The organism is Streptomyces pseudovenezuelae, assembly GCF_029892565.1.
Taxonomy (GTDB): Bacteria; Actinomycetota; Actinomycetes; order Streptomycetales; family Streptomycetaceae; genus Streptomyces; species Streptomyces pseudovenezuelae_A.
The window spans coordinates 34,837-48,518 of sequence record NZ_JARXVH010000005.1 but is presented as its reverse complement, the minus strand read 5'-3'; the positions used below and the strand labels follow the sequence as shown (position 1 = coordinate 48,518).

Genomic DNA, 13,682 nt, shown 5'->3' with positions numbered 1-13,682 from the left:
ACGACCGTACAACTCGGGCCGTGGGGTGCTCTCGCAGGGGTGTGGTCAGACCTTGTCGACGATGCCGGCCCTCCCCTCGGCGCGGGCGCAGTGGCCGCCGCAGTACCAGTGGCCCTCGACCTCGACGCCCTGCCCGATGATCTGCACCCGACAGTGCTCGCAGAGGGGTGCCATGCGGTGGATCGCGCAGGAGAAGCAGTCGAAGACGTGGATCGCGCCCTGCGCGTGCACCTCGAAGGACATGCCGTAGTCATTGCCGCATACTTCACATCTCGCCATGCGCCACAGGGTGAGCCGTCACCGCCGCGCGGGCGAGCGGGCGGCGGGCGCGTCGCGTGGCAATCACCCGTCCGCACGGCTCACCCGTCGGCGTCCGCCACGTCCCGCAGCAGCTGTCCGAACGCCGCCTCGTCGACGACCGGCGTGCCGAACTGCCGGGCCTTGACCACCTTCGAGGTGCCCGAGTCCGGGTCGTTCGTGACGAGCAGGCTGGTCAGCCGGGACAGGCTCGTGGCGATGTGCAGCCCGGCCTCGACCGCGCGGTCCTCCAGCAGATCGCGCTCGATCGAGGTGTCCCCGGAGAACGCCACCCGCATGCCCTGCTTGAGCGGCTTGCCGTCCTCGTAGCGGCCGGGGTTGGGATACGGGCACGCGGGCCGCTTGCGCGCGGGGCGCCAGCTCGTCGGCCGGTAGCTGCCGTACCCGCCGCCCGCCTGCTGTCCGATCACCGCCGCGGGCCGGTCCGTCCACTCGGTCAGCGGCCGGCACTCGTGCAGCGGCAGCCGGACGCCCTCTGCCGCCGCGGCCAGCAGGCTCGGCCGGAACGCCTCCGCCAGCACGCGCGCGTCGTCCAGCGCGTGGTGCGCCCGCCGCTGCACGACGCCGAAGTGCGCGGCCAGCGTCGCCAGCTTGTGGTTGGGCAGCGGCAGCCGCAGTTCCTTGGAGAGCACGATCGTGCACAGCCGCTGCCGCACCGGCGCCTCCCGCCGGGCACGCGCGTACTCCCGGGCGATCATCTGCCAGTCGAAGACCGCGTTGTGCGCGACGAGCACCCGACCCTCAAGGCGGGTCGAGAACTCCTCGGCGATGTCCTCGAAGAGGGGCGCGCCCTCCAGTACGTCACTCGTCAGACCGTGGATCCACACCGGGCCCGGATCGCGCTCCGGATTGACCAGCGTGTACCAGTGGTCCTCGACCTCGCCGCGCGCGTCCAGCCGGTAGACGGCCGCCGAGATTATCCGGTCGTCCCGGGCCAGGCCCGTGGTCTCCACGTCGACGACCGCGTACCCCTGGGGATACGCGGACGGCCACGAAGTGGGGGAGGACACTGCGGTCGTCTGGTCATCGAGCATGGTCCCTGAGGATACGGGCCGCGACTGACACTCCCGTCCGGCCCCCTGTCCGTCAGCTCCCCTGCCGGGCCCACGTGTTCGAGCACGGCCGACGCCCCGAACGTCTGCGCCCACGGCTATGGACCTTTTCGCCGCCCGGTGCAAGCGTGCTGCCCGCCCGGCGTGTGACGGTCGACGGAAGGGCGGTACGGCGGATGGCACGCGTACGGTACGGCGCACGGACCGAGGCGGAGATCGCCGCCGCGCGCACAGCGAGCGCGAAGCTCCCCGACATCTGGTCCACCGGAGTGGTGGCCCTCTGGGAGAGCGACCCGGACGCGGTCGCCGCGGTGCTGCCACCGCCGCTGAAGCCCACCGGGCGGCCCCTGGTCCGGGTGAACATCAGCAAGGTCCAACTGCCCGGATACCCGCTGGGCGCGGGCTCGTTCGCGGTCGCGGCGGCGCACGACGGCGTCGAGGGCTGGTACCCGCTCGTCATGCCGATGACCCACGAGCGCGCCCTCATCGGCGGCCGTGAGGTCTTCGGCGAACCCAAGAAGCTCGGCGAGGTCGTCGTCGAACGCGAGGGTCTCGTGGTGCGCGCCTCGCTGGCCCGGCACGGCATCGCCTTCGTGGAGGTGCGCGGCGCGGTCACCGAGCGGCTGCCCCTGCCCGAGCCCGGTCAGAAGACCGACTTCTACTTCAAGTTCCTTCCCGGGGTGGACGGTTCGGGCTTCGACGCCGAGCCGGTGCTCGTGCACTGTGTGCGCCACGAGAAGGTGCGCAAGCTGGAGCGGGTCACCGGGGACGTCGTCCTGCGCGAGTCGATGTACGACCCGGTGGCCGACCTGCCCGTGCGCCGGCTCGTCGAGATCACCCTCGGCGAGAAGACCAGCGACCAGCGCGGCAGGGTCGTCGAACGGGTCGACGCGCAGGCCCTGTTGCCGTACATCCACCAGCGCTACGACGACTCCCGCCAGATCCTGGACGGCCCGCCCGAGGGGAGCGTCTGATGGAGCTGCGGGCCGGACAGGTCGCCGTCGTCACTGGGGCCGCGAGCGGGATCGGGCTGGCGATGGCCCGGCGGTTCGCGGCCGACGGGCTGAAGGTGGTCCTCGCCGACGTCGAGCAGGGCGCCCTCGACAAGGCGGCGGCTCTGCTGCGGGACGACGGCGCCGAAGTGCACGCACGCGTGGTGGACGTCGGGGAGCGCCAACAGGTGCTGGATCTGGCCGAGTCGGCGTACGAGACGTACGGCGCCGTCCATGTGCTGTGCAACAACGCAGGCGTCGGCTCAGGGGCCGAGGGCCGGATGTGGGAGCACGAACCGAACGACTGGCAGTGGGCCTTCGCCGTCAATGTGTGGGGCGTCTTCCACGGCGTCCAGGCGTTCGTGCCGAGGATGATCAAGTCGGGTCAACCCGGTCATGTCGTCAACACGTCCTCCGGCGACGGCGGCATCGCCCCACTGCCCACCGCCTCCGTGTACGCCGTCACCAAGGCGGCCGTCGTCACGCTGACCGAGTCCCTGTACGCCCATCTCAAGGCGGAGCACGCGCGCGTGGGCGCCTCCGTCCTCTTCCCGGGACCGCACATGCTGCGCACGGGCCTGTGGGAGTCGCACCGCAACCGGCCCGTCCGGTACGCCAAGGAACGCCCCCGCAGAACCCCGTACCGCAGCCTCGACCAGTGGGAGACCGCGATGAAGGCGGCGGGCCGAGAGGTCGAGTTCACGCCGGTCGAGGAGGTCGCCGACCTCGTCGTCGAGGGCATCCGCGCGGACCGCTTCTGGCTGCTGCCCGAGAGCGAGCGCAGTGACGCGCAGATCCGGGCGCGGGCTCAGTCGATGCTCGACCGGGTGAACCCGTCGTACCTCGAAAGCTTCATTCTGGACTGACTTGATCAACTTGACTGTCGAATTGATCGACTTGATTGAGGAGGGTCGTCGTGACCGGCCAGGACCCGTACCTGATCATCTCCTCCGACTGCCACGCCGGGCTGCCCACCGAGGAGTACCGGCCCTATCTGGACGCCCGTTTCCACCGGGACTTCGACGACTTCCTCGCCGGGCGTGAGCGGCGCCGGGAGGAGATGACCCGGCTCGGCATCCGCAACGAGGCGTTCGCGACCAAGTGGTTCCAGGACAACGAGGAGGGCCTGCGCGGGGGTTGGGACACCGCGCAGCGCCTCAAGGAGCTGGACGGCGACGGGGTGGCCGCCGAGGTCGTCTTCCCGGACGCCGACGCCGTGGACAGCCAGACGGCGGCGCCCTTCGGCGTGGGCCTCGGCCTCTCCGGCGACCAGGATCCCGAGTTGGGCATGGCGGGCGCGCAGGCGCACAACCGCTGGCTCGCCGACTTCGTCTCCGAGAACCCCGAACGGCACTGCGGAGTCGCGCTGTTGCCGGTGACGGCGCCCACGGAGCAGGTCGTCGCGGAGATCCACCGGGCCAAGGAGTCCGGGCTCGGCGCTCTGATGATCCCGTCCATGTGGGTCGACAAGGAGCCCTACCACGACCGCCGTTACGACCCGGTGTGGGCGGCCGCCGCCGAGTGCGCGATGCCGGTCCTGACGCACTCCGGGGCGGCCCCGCGGCACGAGTACGGCGACCACCTCGGGATCTACGTCTCCGAGGTCACCTGGTGGCCCGCCAGGCCGCTCTGGTTCCTGCTCTGGTCGGGCGTCTTCGAACGGCATCCGGGCCTCAAGTTCGGGGTGGCGGAGTCGGGTTGCTGGTGGCTGCCCAACCTCCTCTGGTTCATGGACCGCCTCTACCTGGGCGCGCACGGCGGCAAGAAGCTGTCACCCTTCGCGGAGCTGACCCGGCCGCCGCACGAGTACCTCGACCGCCAGGTCTTCATCTGCGCCACCAACACCAAGCGCCGTGAACTGGCCCAGCGGTACGAGATCGGCGTCGACAACATCCTCTGGGGCAGCGACTTCCCGCATCCCGAGGGCACCTGGCCCGACACGCGCGCGTGGCTGACGCGCACCTTCCACGACATCCCGGTCGACGAGACCCGCCGCATGCTGGGCCTGGCGGCGGCCGACGCCTTCGGCTTCGACGTGGGCAAGCTGACCCCGCTGGCCCAGCGCATCGGCCCCACCCCGGCCGACCTCGGCCAGCCCGACGACCAGGCGGCCGTGACAGCGTCCTGGGCGCGCTCGCGCGAGGTGGGCCGACACTGGCTGACCGACCACGACTTCCCCGTCCTGGGGGTGACGCCGTGAGCTCCACGAGCGAGGAGCGGTACACGGTCATCTCGGCGGACTGCCACGCGGGCGCCGATCTCCTCGACTACAAGCCCTACTTGGAGAAGCGCCTCCACGACGAGTTCGACGCGTGGGCGGCCACCTACGTCAACCCGTACGAGGACCTGCTCGCCGACACGGCCGACAGGAACTGGAACTCCCGGCGCCGGATCGCGGAGTTGGAGGAGGACGGGATCGTCGCCGAGGTCGTCTTCCCCAACACCATCCCGCCGTTCTTCCCGTCCGCCTCCCTGATGGCGCCCGCCCCGACCACCGACGACCTCGATCGACGGTGGGCCGGACTGCGTGCCCACAACCGCTGGTTGGCCGACTTCTGCGCGGCGGCACCGGGCCGCCGCGCGGGCGTCTTCCAGATCCTCCTCAACGACGTCGAGGAGGCGGTACGGGAGATCCGGTGGGCGGTCGCGGCGGGCCTCACGGGCGGCCTGCTGCTGCCCGGCACCCCGCCGGGCTCCGGCCTGCCCGAGCTGTACTCCTCGGCGTACGACCCGATCTGGGCCGTCTGCGCGGAACTGGGCGTCCCCGTGAACCACCACGCCGGCTCGGCCTCCCCGCCGCTGGGCGAGGAACCGGCGGCCCGGGCGGTCTTCATGGTGGAGACGACGTGGTTCTCGCACCGCGCGCTGTGGCACCTGGTCTTCGGCGGCGCCTTCCGCCGCCACCCGGACCTCCGGCTGGTCCTCACCGAGCAGGGCTCCGGCTGGATCCCCGGAGTGCTCGACATGCTGGACTACTACCACGGGCGGCTGGTCAGGGCCGCGACGAAGGCGTCCACCGCGGAGTCCAAGTTCGGCGCGGGACTCGCCGACCGCATGGGCAAGGCGCCCTCCGAGGTGTGGCGCGACAACTGCTTCGTCGGTGCCAGCTTCATGCGCCCCCACGAGGTGCCGCTACGGGACCGTATCGGCGTCGACAAGATCATGTGGGGCAGCGACTACCCGCACGACGAGGGCACCCACCCGTACTCCCGCGAAGGCCTGCGCTGTGCCTACGCGCGCGTGCCCCGCGAGGAGGTCGCGGCGATGGTGGGCGGCAACGCGGCCCGCGTGTACGGCTTCGATCTCGACCAACTCGACGCGATCGCGGCCAAGGTGGGACCGACGGTCGAGGAGATCGCGGAACCGCTCGCCGAACCGCCGGCGGACGCGACGAGCCCGGTGTTCGCCAAGGGGGCGTCGGTGCGGGTGTGGTGACGGGTCGGGCGTGACCCCGGGTGACATCCTCCCCGTGTGACGGAACCAACGAACGGCTCGAACGACGAAGGGCCCGACAAGGCGCACGACGAGGCACATGGTGGTGCGCTCGGCTCGCGGCTCAACTGGCTGCGGGCCGCGGTCCTGGGGGCCAACGACGGCATCGTGTCCACCGCGGGTCTCGTCGTCGGCGTGGCCGGCGCGACCGACGACCGCGCCGCGCTGCTCACGGCGGGCCTCGCGGGCCTGCTCGCCGGGTCGATGTCGATGGCCGCGGGCGAGTACGTGTCCGTCTCCACCCAGCGCGACTCGGAGATGGCCGCCCTGGCCTACGAGAAACGCGAGTTGCGCGACCAGCCGGAGGCCGAGCTGGAGGAGCTGACGGAACTGCTGGAGGGCCGGGGCCTGACCCGCGAGGTGGCCCGTGAGGCGGCCGTCCAGCTCACGGAACGCGACGCGCTCAACGCGCACGCACGCGTGGAGCTCGGCATCGACCCCGACGAGCTGACCAATCCGTGGCACGCGGCGTGGGCGAGCTTTCTGGCGTTCACCGTGGGGGCGCTGCTGCCGCTCCTCGCGATCGTGCTGCCGCCGGCCGGCTGGCGGCTCCTGGTCACCGTCGTCTCCGTCCTGGCGGCCCTCGTCCTCACCGGCTGGAGCAGCGCGCGGACGGGCGGCGCCGAGCCTGGCCGGGCCGTGCTGCGCAACGTCGTGGGCGGGGCGCTCGCGATGGGGGTCACCTACGCGGTCGGGACGCTGCTGGGGGCGGCGGGAGTGTGACCGCGGGAGAGCGCACCACGAGGGTGTAACCGCTGGTCGGGGCCCCTCGGTGCGCGGCGTACCACCCGGTCGGCGTACCGTGAAGTGCGCCCGACCACCCCCCGGGCGCACGCACCGCACACCCGCACGAGAGGGACCCTCGCCATGCGCGCCACCACCATCCACGCCCCGTTCGACATGCGCGTGGAGGACGTGCCCGAGCCGATCGTGCAGCTGCCCACCGACGCCGTGGTGCGGGTGCTGCGCGCCTGTATCTGCGGCAGCGATCTGTGGGCCTACCGCGGCGAGTCGGCCCGGCAGCCGGGGCAGCGGATCGGGCACGAGTTCCTCGGTGTGGTCGAGGCGACCGGCTCCGAGGTGGGCACCGTGCGGAACGGTGACCTCGTGGTCGCGCCCTTCATGTGGTCCGACGGCGTCTGCGACTACTGCCGTGAGGGCCTGACCACCTCCTGCGAGCACGGCGGCTTCTGGGGCGCGGTCGGCTACGACGGCGGCCAGGGCGAGGCCGTGCGCGTGCCGTTCGCCGACGGGACCCTCGTCCAACTGCCCAAGGAGGCGGCCTCCGACGAGCACCTGCTGTCCGCCCTGCTGACCCTCTCCGACGTCCTGGGCACCGGCCACCACGCGGCCCTCGGCGCGGGCGTCCGCCCGGGCGCCACCGTCGCCGTCGTCGGCGACGGAGCCGTCGGCCTGTGCGCGGTGCTCGCCGCCAAGCGGCTCGGCGCTGAGCGGATCATCGCGCTCGGCCGGCACGAGGTCCGCACCGACATCGCGCGCCGCTTCGGCGCCACCGACGTCGTCGCGGAACGCGGTGAGGCGGCCGTCGAGGCCGTATGCCAACTCACGCGCGGACAGGGCGCGCACGCGGTCATCGAGGCCGTCGGCACTGAGCAGTCCATGCGTACGGCCGTCGGCATCACGCGGGACGGTGGCGCGATCGGCTACGTCGGCGTGCCGCACGGCAGCGGCACCGGTCTCGACCTCGGCGTCATGTTCGACCGGAACATCGCGCTGCGCGGCGGTGTCGCGCCGGTCCGCGCGTACATCCCCGAGCTGCTGCCCGACGTCCTGGACGGCACGGTCGACGCCTCGCCCGTCTTCGACCTGACGGTCGGGATCGAGGGCGTTCCCGACGGCTACAAGGCGATGGACGAGCGGACGGCGCTGAAGGTGCTCGTCACCAACGGTTGATCAACCCTCGGCAGCGACAGTCAACACTTGACCGGAGCATCAGCACTCCGCGTCAGGACATCAAGGCATCAACGCATCAGGGTCACGACCAGCGGATCGGCAGCGGCAGTGCCGTGAGCAGCCCCGACAGCGCGACCACCACCCCCAGGGCGACGACCTCCGCCCGCGCGGGCGAACAGGCGGTCAGCGGGTCGGCGGCACGGCGCAGCCGGCTCCGCGCCCACAGGGCGAGTACGGCGACGGCGGCCACGAGGATCACCTTGGCGAGCAGGGCGCGGCCGTAGGCCGTCGTCGTCAGCTGGTCCAGGATCGTGTGCGAGGGCATGCGGCGCAGCGAACTCCACACCCCGGTCGCCGTGATGGCGGCGAGCAGTACGGCCGCCACGCGCGCGTAGAGCCCCAAGAGGCCAGCGCCCGGCGCACCGGGTCCCCACCGCCGCAGCGTCCGCAGCGCGTGCAGCAGGCCGCCCACCCACAGCGTCGCGCACGTGAGGTGGACCAGCGTCAGCCCGGACCCGAGCAGAGGATTGTGCTCGGTCGAGGGGTGGGCGCGCAGGGCCTCCGCCACGACCACCGCGGCCGGCGGCCACAGCTGGGTCAGCGGACGGGGCGAACGGGCACACAGGGCGGCCACCAGGAAGGCGTTGACCTCGACCAGGGCGAGCTTGCCGTCACGGGAGGCGTAGAGGCCGCCGACGTCGATCTCGGCGAGGCTGTGCGGCACCAGGTTGCCGGTGGCGACGACCGAGGCCAGGCCCAGCGCGGCGAGGAAACCGGCGCCGGCCGCGTACGGGGCCCAGCTGCGGGGCGCGTCCCCGGGGGCGCCGGGCAGCCGCCGGGCCAGTCGGTTCACGAACACCTCGCCCACCTGCACGCACAGCGCGGCGAACAGCACCGCCCGCAGCAGTCCGATGCCCCCGGCGCCGGGCGCGGCGGCCTCGCCGGTGCCGTGCAGCGCGGCGGACGGGCCGAGCAGCGGTACGAGCGCGGCGAGCGTCACGAGGAGGAGGACGGCGACGGCCCGGCCGACACCGGGACGCCGTACCGGCCCGCTCGCGTCGGCCACCTCGGACGTAGGTCGTATCAAGGTCACCTCATGATCTTCACCAGCCGTCGCAGAACCGGGCAACTGCAGTAAAACAACTGGCGGTACGACATTCGGCCGATGGGTACGTTTTCGGTCGCCCCCGGACTCGTAACCGCCGGTGGGTCAGACCCACCGCGCCGGGTCCGTCCCCCAGGGCACCGGAGGCCGGGCCCAGTCGACCGGCCCGCCCGCGAAGGACACCGGCGACCTGGCGTAACGCAGCCGCCCGAGCGCGCTGTCCGTCTCGGCGAGCCAGGCTTCCGGGCCGCTGTACGGGAGGACACCCCCGGCGTCCCCGGCATCCTCGGCGTCACCCGCCTCGACGCCGTTCACGAGCCACTCGGCCGTTCGCGCGAGCGACAACCGCACGCACCGACTCCCGCCCTCGTACGACTGCTCGGTCAGTGCCCGCAGCACGGCCGCCGCCAGCAGATAGCCCGTCCCGTGGTCCAGCGCCTGCGCGGGCAGCGCACCCGGCCGCTCCACCGAGCCCTCCAGCGCGGCGATCCCGGTGGCGACCTGCACCAGGCTGTCGAAGCCCCGCCGCCCGCGCCAGGGCCCGTAGGCGCCCCACGCCGACAACTGCGCCACGACCACCCCGGGCCGCCGTTCGGCGAGCGCCTCGGGCGACAGGCCGAACCGGTCGAGGGCGCCCGGCCGGTACCCGGTGACCACCACGTCCGCCGCCGCGAGCAGCTCCTCGAAGGCGCGTCGGTCGGCGGCCAGGTCCAGCCGCGCCGACCGTTTCCCGAAGCCCGTGTCGGCGTGCTGGTCGGGGAGTTCGGGCAGCTGCGGGGCGTCCACGCGCAGCACGTCGGCGCCGAGCAGGGCGAGCGTGCGGGTGGCCACCGGGCCTGCGATGACCCGGGTCAGGTCGAGGACGCGCAGTCCTGCGGCGGGCAGCAGGGGAGTACCCGACACCGGCAGTGAGGGGGTCCTGGTGATCGGGGCGAGCACGCGCGCGTGGGCGGTGTCGAGCCGCTCGCGCTCGACCAGAGGGCGCGTAGCCACCGCGATCGCCTGCTCGTGCGCGGCCCACTCCTTCGTCGTGCGCAGGGCGACGGCCAGGCCCCCGGCCGCGTACACGGCCTCCTCGACCTCCACCGAGGACCGCTCGGCGAGCGCCGCCGCCACGGCGTCGACGTCCTCCGGCACGCCCAGCGCGTCCAGCAGCCGGGCCCGGTGGTGCGGATAGTTCGCGTGCGTGCGCACCCAGCCGTCCGAGGTCCGCCAGAAGCGTGACAGGGGCGCGAAGGTCTCCGGTGCGCGGCCGTCGACGAGGAGGTGCCGTTCACTGACGAACGCCGTCGCTACGGCCCCGTCGTCCATCCGGACCTCGGGCACGTTCGTCGTCCCGGTCCGCCGTGCCGCCAGCTCGGCCGCGGCCAGCGCGCACGCTCCGACGCAGGCCGGCGCCAACTTCTGTACGGGAAGGCGCCCTTGGAGAGCGCCCTCCCGCACCACGGTCGACACCCGCGGGAGCAGGGCGGGATCGCCGCCCAGCGCGGACCATGCGAACGTCAATCCAGTCATGACTGCACTATGCAGTATTGACTGAATCAATATGGATAGGTGCTACCTCGTCACCGCGTCCAGTGCGTTCACGGTGCCCCAGCCGTAGAAGCCGTTGCGGTTCTTCGACCCCTCGCACACCGCGTCGACCTTGCCGTCGCCGTTGATGTCGTACGGGTCCGTGCACGCCGTGGCGTCGGCCTCGGCGTACAGGAGCGCCTTGACCAGGGCGGGGGAGGCGTGCGGATGGGTTGACTTGATCAATGCGGCCACCGCGGCGACATGGGGCGACGCCATCGACGTACCGGACATGTAGCCCCACTTGCCGCCGGGCAGCGTGCCCAGGATCGAGCCGCTGGTGGCCGGCGGGGCCGGGGGCTGGAAGGCGGTCGAGTCGCCGCCGGGTGCGGCGACGTCGATGGTGCCGAGGCCGTAGTTGGAGAAGGACGACTTGATGCCCTTCGCGCCCGTGGCCGCCACCGTCACGACACCCGGCAGCTGGGTCGGTATGTCGAAGCACTCGGACGGGTCGATCACCCGGTCCGAGGGCGTGCCGTCGTTCGGGGACACCGGGTCGGTGATCTCGTCGGCGGCGAGGTCGTAGTTCTCGTTGCCGGCCGCCGCGACGTTGACCGTGCCCTTCTTCTCCGCGTACCGCGAGGCCCGGGTGACGGCGTCGACGAGCGCCTTCTGGTCCGGGTCGTCGGTGCAGTTGAAGTACCACGGGTCGGTGTAATAGCTGTTGTTCGTGACGTCGACGCCGTGCTCGGCCGCCCACACGAAGCCGCAGACCACGGCCTCCGTGTAGAAGTAGCCGGCGGTCGTGGACACCTTGATGCCGGCGACCTTCACCCCGGGCGCGACGCCCGTCATGCCGACGCCGTTCTTCGCGGCGGCGATCTCGCCCGCCACGTGCGTGCCGTGCGGGCTCTCCGCGGCGCTCGGCCGCCAGGCGCCGTCGGTGGTGTCCGGCTTGCCCGTCACACAGTTGACCGAGGCCTGGCGGTCGAAGTTCGGCGCGATGTCGGGGTGGGTGTCGTCGACGCCGGTGTCGATCACGGCGACGGTGACCTTCCTGCTGCCCAGCGACTTCTCGTGCGCCTTGTCCGCCTTGATGGCGGCCAGGTCCCACTGCAGGGGCTCCAGCGGGTCCTGCCCGTCGGCGGCCTGGACGTCCGCCAGCTCGTCGGCGGTGAGCGCCTTGGGCGTGCCCTCGTCGTTCGTCGACTGGGCGGGCAGCGGCGCGTTGCGGGTGTTGCCCGCCGACTCGACCCCGCGCACCTTGCGGACGGTCTTCGCGAAGTCGGCGTTCGAGGAGTGGACGACGATCACGCCGATCCGGTCGTACGACGTCACGATCGTGCCGCCGGCCGCGGCGATCGCCTTCTTCACGTGCGCCGAAGGGCCGTGTCCTGGACGGACGTTGACGACATAGCTGAGTGCGGTCGCGTCGGCCGGGACGGTGGCCGACGGGGTGTCCGTGGCGGCCGGCGCGGCGGCGGCGGTGACGTTCGGCAGGAACGCGAGGCCCGTCGCCATGGCCATCCCCAGCGGGACGGCGAGCGCGCGACGGTAGCGCGGGTGAGGCGCTGTCATGTGTCAGATTCTCCGGTTCGTTCGCGGTAGGGCGGACTGTGCGGGAAGCCCGGAGGCGCGGTGTCCTCCGGGCGGGCGGGCCGCGATCACGATGACCACTTCACCTTGATCGCGGCACCGTCACTACTCGACCGTCACTACTTGACCGCGCGCAGCGCGTTGACGATGCCGAAGCCGTAGAACCCGTTGACGCGCTTGCCGCCCACGCAGGTGGCGTCCACGATGCCGTCGCCGTCCCCGTCGTAGGGCTCGGTCGGGCAGCCCGGGTTGTTCGCCTGCGCCTTCAGGAGCGCCTGCAGCTGGGCCGGGGAGGCGTGCGGGTGGGTCGACTTCAGGAGCGCGGCGACGCCCGCGACGTGCGGCGAGGCCATCGAGGTGCCCTGCAGGAAGCCGTACTGGTTGTTCGGCAGGGTGGACAGGATGCGGCCGTTGGCCGACGGCGTGTCCGGGATCTGGAACTTGTCGCCGCCCGGCGCCGCGACGTCGATCACGTCGTCGCCGTAGCTGGAGTAGTACGACTTGGCGGCCTTGACGCCCGTCGCGCTGACCGTGACGACACCCGGCAGCTGGGTCGGCACGTCGAAGCACTCGTGCGGATCGACCGTACGGGTGACGGGGGTCGAGTCGTCGGGGCTGGACTCGTCGACCAGGGCGTCCGAGTCGAGGTCGTCGTTGGAGTTGCCCGCCGAGGCGACATTGAGCGTGCCCTTGTGCTGTGCGTACAGCTGAGCCCTGTTGACCGAATCAACGATGGCACGTTGATCGGGGTCGTCCATGCAGTTGTACAGCCAGGGATCAACGTAGTAGCTGTTGTTCGTGACCTCGACGCCGTGGTCGGCGGCGAACACGAAGGCGCACACGACGCTCTCCGGGAAGAACAGCGAGTTCACGTCCGGCTGGGCCACGGTGATGCTCGCGACCTTCACGCCGGGCGCGACGCCCGCGACACCGATGCCGTTGCGGGCCGCGGCGATCTCACCGGCCACGTGCGTGCCGTGGTAGTGGTCGGCGTCCACCGGCCGCCAGGCGCCGTACGTGGTGTCCGGCTTGCCGCTGACACAGTTCGCGGACTGCGAGGCGGAGAAGTTCGGCGCGATGTCGGGGTGGGTGTCGTCGACGCCGGTGTCGATGACGGCGACCGTCACCTTCTTGCTGCCCGGGTCGATCTTGGCGGCCCTGTCGGCGCCGATCGCCTTGAGGTCCCACTGGTCGGCCTCGAGCGGCTCCTCCCCGGCCGCCGAACCCTTCGCGGCCTTCGCGGCCTGGGCCTTGGAGAGGTACTGCACCGCACCCTCGTCGGTCGTGCCCGCCGCGGTCACCGGCGACGTGCGCGAGGCACCCGCCGACTGCACTCCGCGCACCTTGCGTATGAGGGTGGCGAAGTCGGGGTCGGCGGAGTGGGCGACGATCACGCCGATCTTCTCGTACGCCACGACGACGCTGCCGCCGGCCTTGGCGATCGCCTTCTCGACCGACTTGATCGTGTGACGGTCCGTCCTGGTGTTGACGAGATACGCGAAGCTGTCCGCACCGGCCGCCTGGGCCGTGGGCTCCGTGTAGGGGGCGGCCTGCGCAGCCGCCGGCAGGAAGCCGAGCGAGGCGGTCAGCGACAGCGCGACCGGCACGGCGAGGGCGAGCCGACGTCTGGAACGCAGATGAGCCATGGGGTCTCCACATCATCCGGATAAGAATCCGCCCGGGACACAGGTGCTGCTCGGG

12 protein-coding genes are annotated in these 13,682 nt (G+C 72.0%); 6 read left to right on the top strand and 6 right to left on the bottom strand.

Going from position 1 to position 13,682, the window contains the following annotated elements:
* Positions 1-45 precede the first annotated feature (45 nt).
* Positions 46-279 (bottom strand): hypothetical protein, encoded by a 234-nt coding sequence (locus M2283_RS16665; protein ID WP_280877033.1) that lies wholly within the window; start codon positions 277-279, stop codon positions 46-48.
* An 80-nt stretch (positions 280-359) separates the two neighbouring features.
* Positions 360-1,352 carry a DEDDh family exonuclease gene (locus M2283_RS16660; RefSeq protein ID WP_280877032.1) on the bottom strand — a complete coding sequence of 331 codons (993 nt, stop codon included), beginning with the start codon at positions 1,350-1,352 and terminating at the stop codon, positions 360-362.
* A gap of 194 nt (positions 1,353-1,546) precedes the next feature.
* Between M2283_RS16660 and M2283_RS16655 the strand changes: the two genes are divergently transcribed.
* From M2283_RS16655 to M2283_RS16630, 6 genes are all read left to right on the top strand, one after another.
* Positions 1,547-2,344, top strand: coding sequence for an acetoacetate decarboxylase family protein (locus tag M2283_RS16655; protein WP_280877031.1), 798 nt, complete (start codon positions 1,547-1,549; stop codon positions 2,342-2,344).
* A complete protein-coding gene (locus M2283_RS16650; protein ID WP_280877030.1) occupies positions 2,344-3,228 on the top strand; it encodes an SDR family NAD(P)-dependent oxidoreductase in 885 nt (294 codons plus the stop codon). Before M2283_RS16655 ends, M2283_RS16650 begins: the two co-directional genes overlap by 1 nt.
* A gap of 50 nt (positions 3,229-3,278) precedes the next feature.
* Positions 3,279-4,562 carry an amidohydrolase family protein gene (locus tag M2283_RS16645; protein ID WP_280877029.1) on the top strand — a complete coding sequence of 428 codons (1,284 nt, stop codon included), beginning with the start codon at positions 3,279-3,281 and terminating at the stop codon, positions 4,560-4,562.
* Positions 4,559-5,797: an amidohydrolase family protein gene (locus M2283_RS16640; RefSeq protein WP_280877028.1), complete on the top strand. Its 1,239-nt coding sequence runs from the start codon at positions 4,559-4,561 to the stop codon at positions 5,795-5,797. The genes M2283_RS16645 and M2283_RS16640 overlap by 4 nt, the downstream gene beginning before the upstream one ends.
* 36 nt (positions 5,798-5,833) lie before the next feature.
* The gene (locus tag M2283_RS16635; protein ID WP_280877027.1) at positions 5,834-6,577 is read left to right on the top strand and encodes a VIT1/CCC1 transporter family protein; all 744 of its coding nucleotides are present in this window, start codon (positions 5,834-5,836) and stop codon (positions 6,575-6,577) included.
* A gap of 144 nt (positions 6,578-6,721) precedes the next feature.
* Positions 6,722-7,768 carry a zinc-dependent alcohol dehydrogenase family protein gene (locus tag M2283_RS16630; RefSeq protein WP_280877026.1) on the top strand — a complete coding sequence of 349 codons (1,047 nt, stop codon included), beginning with the start codon at positions 6,722-6,724 and terminating at the stop codon, positions 7,766-7,768.
* A gap of 82 nt (positions 7,769-7,850) precedes the next feature.
* On the opposite strand, the gene M2283_RS16625 is transcribed toward M2283_RS16630, so the two are convergent.
* The 4 genes from M2283_RS16625 to M2283_RS16610 form a co-directional block, all read right to left on the bottom strand.
* Complete coding sequence (locus M2283_RS16625) at positions 7,851-8,861, bottom strand: CopD family protein (protein WP_280877025.1); 1,011 nt, start codon at positions 8,859-8,861, stop codon at positions 7,851-7,853.
* A gap of 117 nt (positions 8,862-8,978) precedes the next feature.
* On the bottom strand, positions 8,979-10,388 hold the full coding sequence (locus tag M2283_RS16620) for a CoA transferase (RefSeq protein ID WP_280877024.1): 1,410 nt from the start codon (positions 10,386-10,388) through the stop codon (positions 8,979-8,981).
* A gap of 42 nt (positions 10,389-10,430) precedes the next feature.
* Positions 10,431-11,963, bottom strand: a complete 1,533-nt coding sequence (locus tag M2283_RS16615) for a S8 family peptidase (RefSeq protein WP_280877023.1) — start codon at positions 11,961-11,963, stop codon at positions 10,431-10,433.
* 137 nt (positions 11,964-12,100) lie between these two features.
* Complete coding sequence (locus tag M2283_RS16610) at positions 12,101-13,627, bottom strand: S8 family peptidase (RefSeq protein WP_280877022.1); 1,527 nt, start codon at positions 13,625-13,627, stop codon at positions 12,101-12,103.
* Positions 13,628-13,682: the final 55 nt, after the last annotated feature.

Bases quoted from the DNA above. Each gene is read 5' to 3' on its own strand.
- M2283_RS16665 (WP_280877033.1), bottom strand. From the start codon at position 279: ATGGCGAGATGTGAAGTATGCGGCAATGACTACGGCATGTCCTTCGAG.
- M2283_RS16660 (WP_280877032.1), bottom strand. From the start codon at position 1,352: ATGCTCGATGACCAGACGACCGCAGTGTCCTCCCCCACTTCGTGGCCG.
- M2283_RS16655 (WP_280877031.1), top strand. From the start codon at position 1,547: ATGGCACGCGTACGGTACGGCGCACGGACCGAGGCGGAGATCGCCGCC.
- M2283_RS16650 (WP_280877030.1), top strand. From the start codon at position 2,344: ATGGAGCTGCGGGCCGGACAGGTCGCCGTCGTCACTGGGGCCGCGAGC.
- M2283_RS16630 (WP_280877026.1), top strand. From the start codon at position 6,722: ATGCGCGCCACCACCATCCACGCCCCGTTCGACATGCGCGTGGAGGAC.
- M2283_RS16620 (WP_280877024.1), bottom strand. From the start codon at position 10,388: ATGACTGGATTGACGTTCGCATGGTCCGCGCTGGGCGGCGATCCCGCC.
- M2283_RS16615 (WP_280877023.1), bottom strand. From the start codon at position 11,963: ATGACAGCGCCTCACCCGCGCTACCGTCGCGCGCTCGCCGTCCCGCTG.
- M2283_RS16610 (WP_280877022.1), bottom strand. From the start codon at position 13,627: ATGGCTCATCTGCGTTCCAGACGTCGGCTCGCCCTCGCCGTGCCGGTC.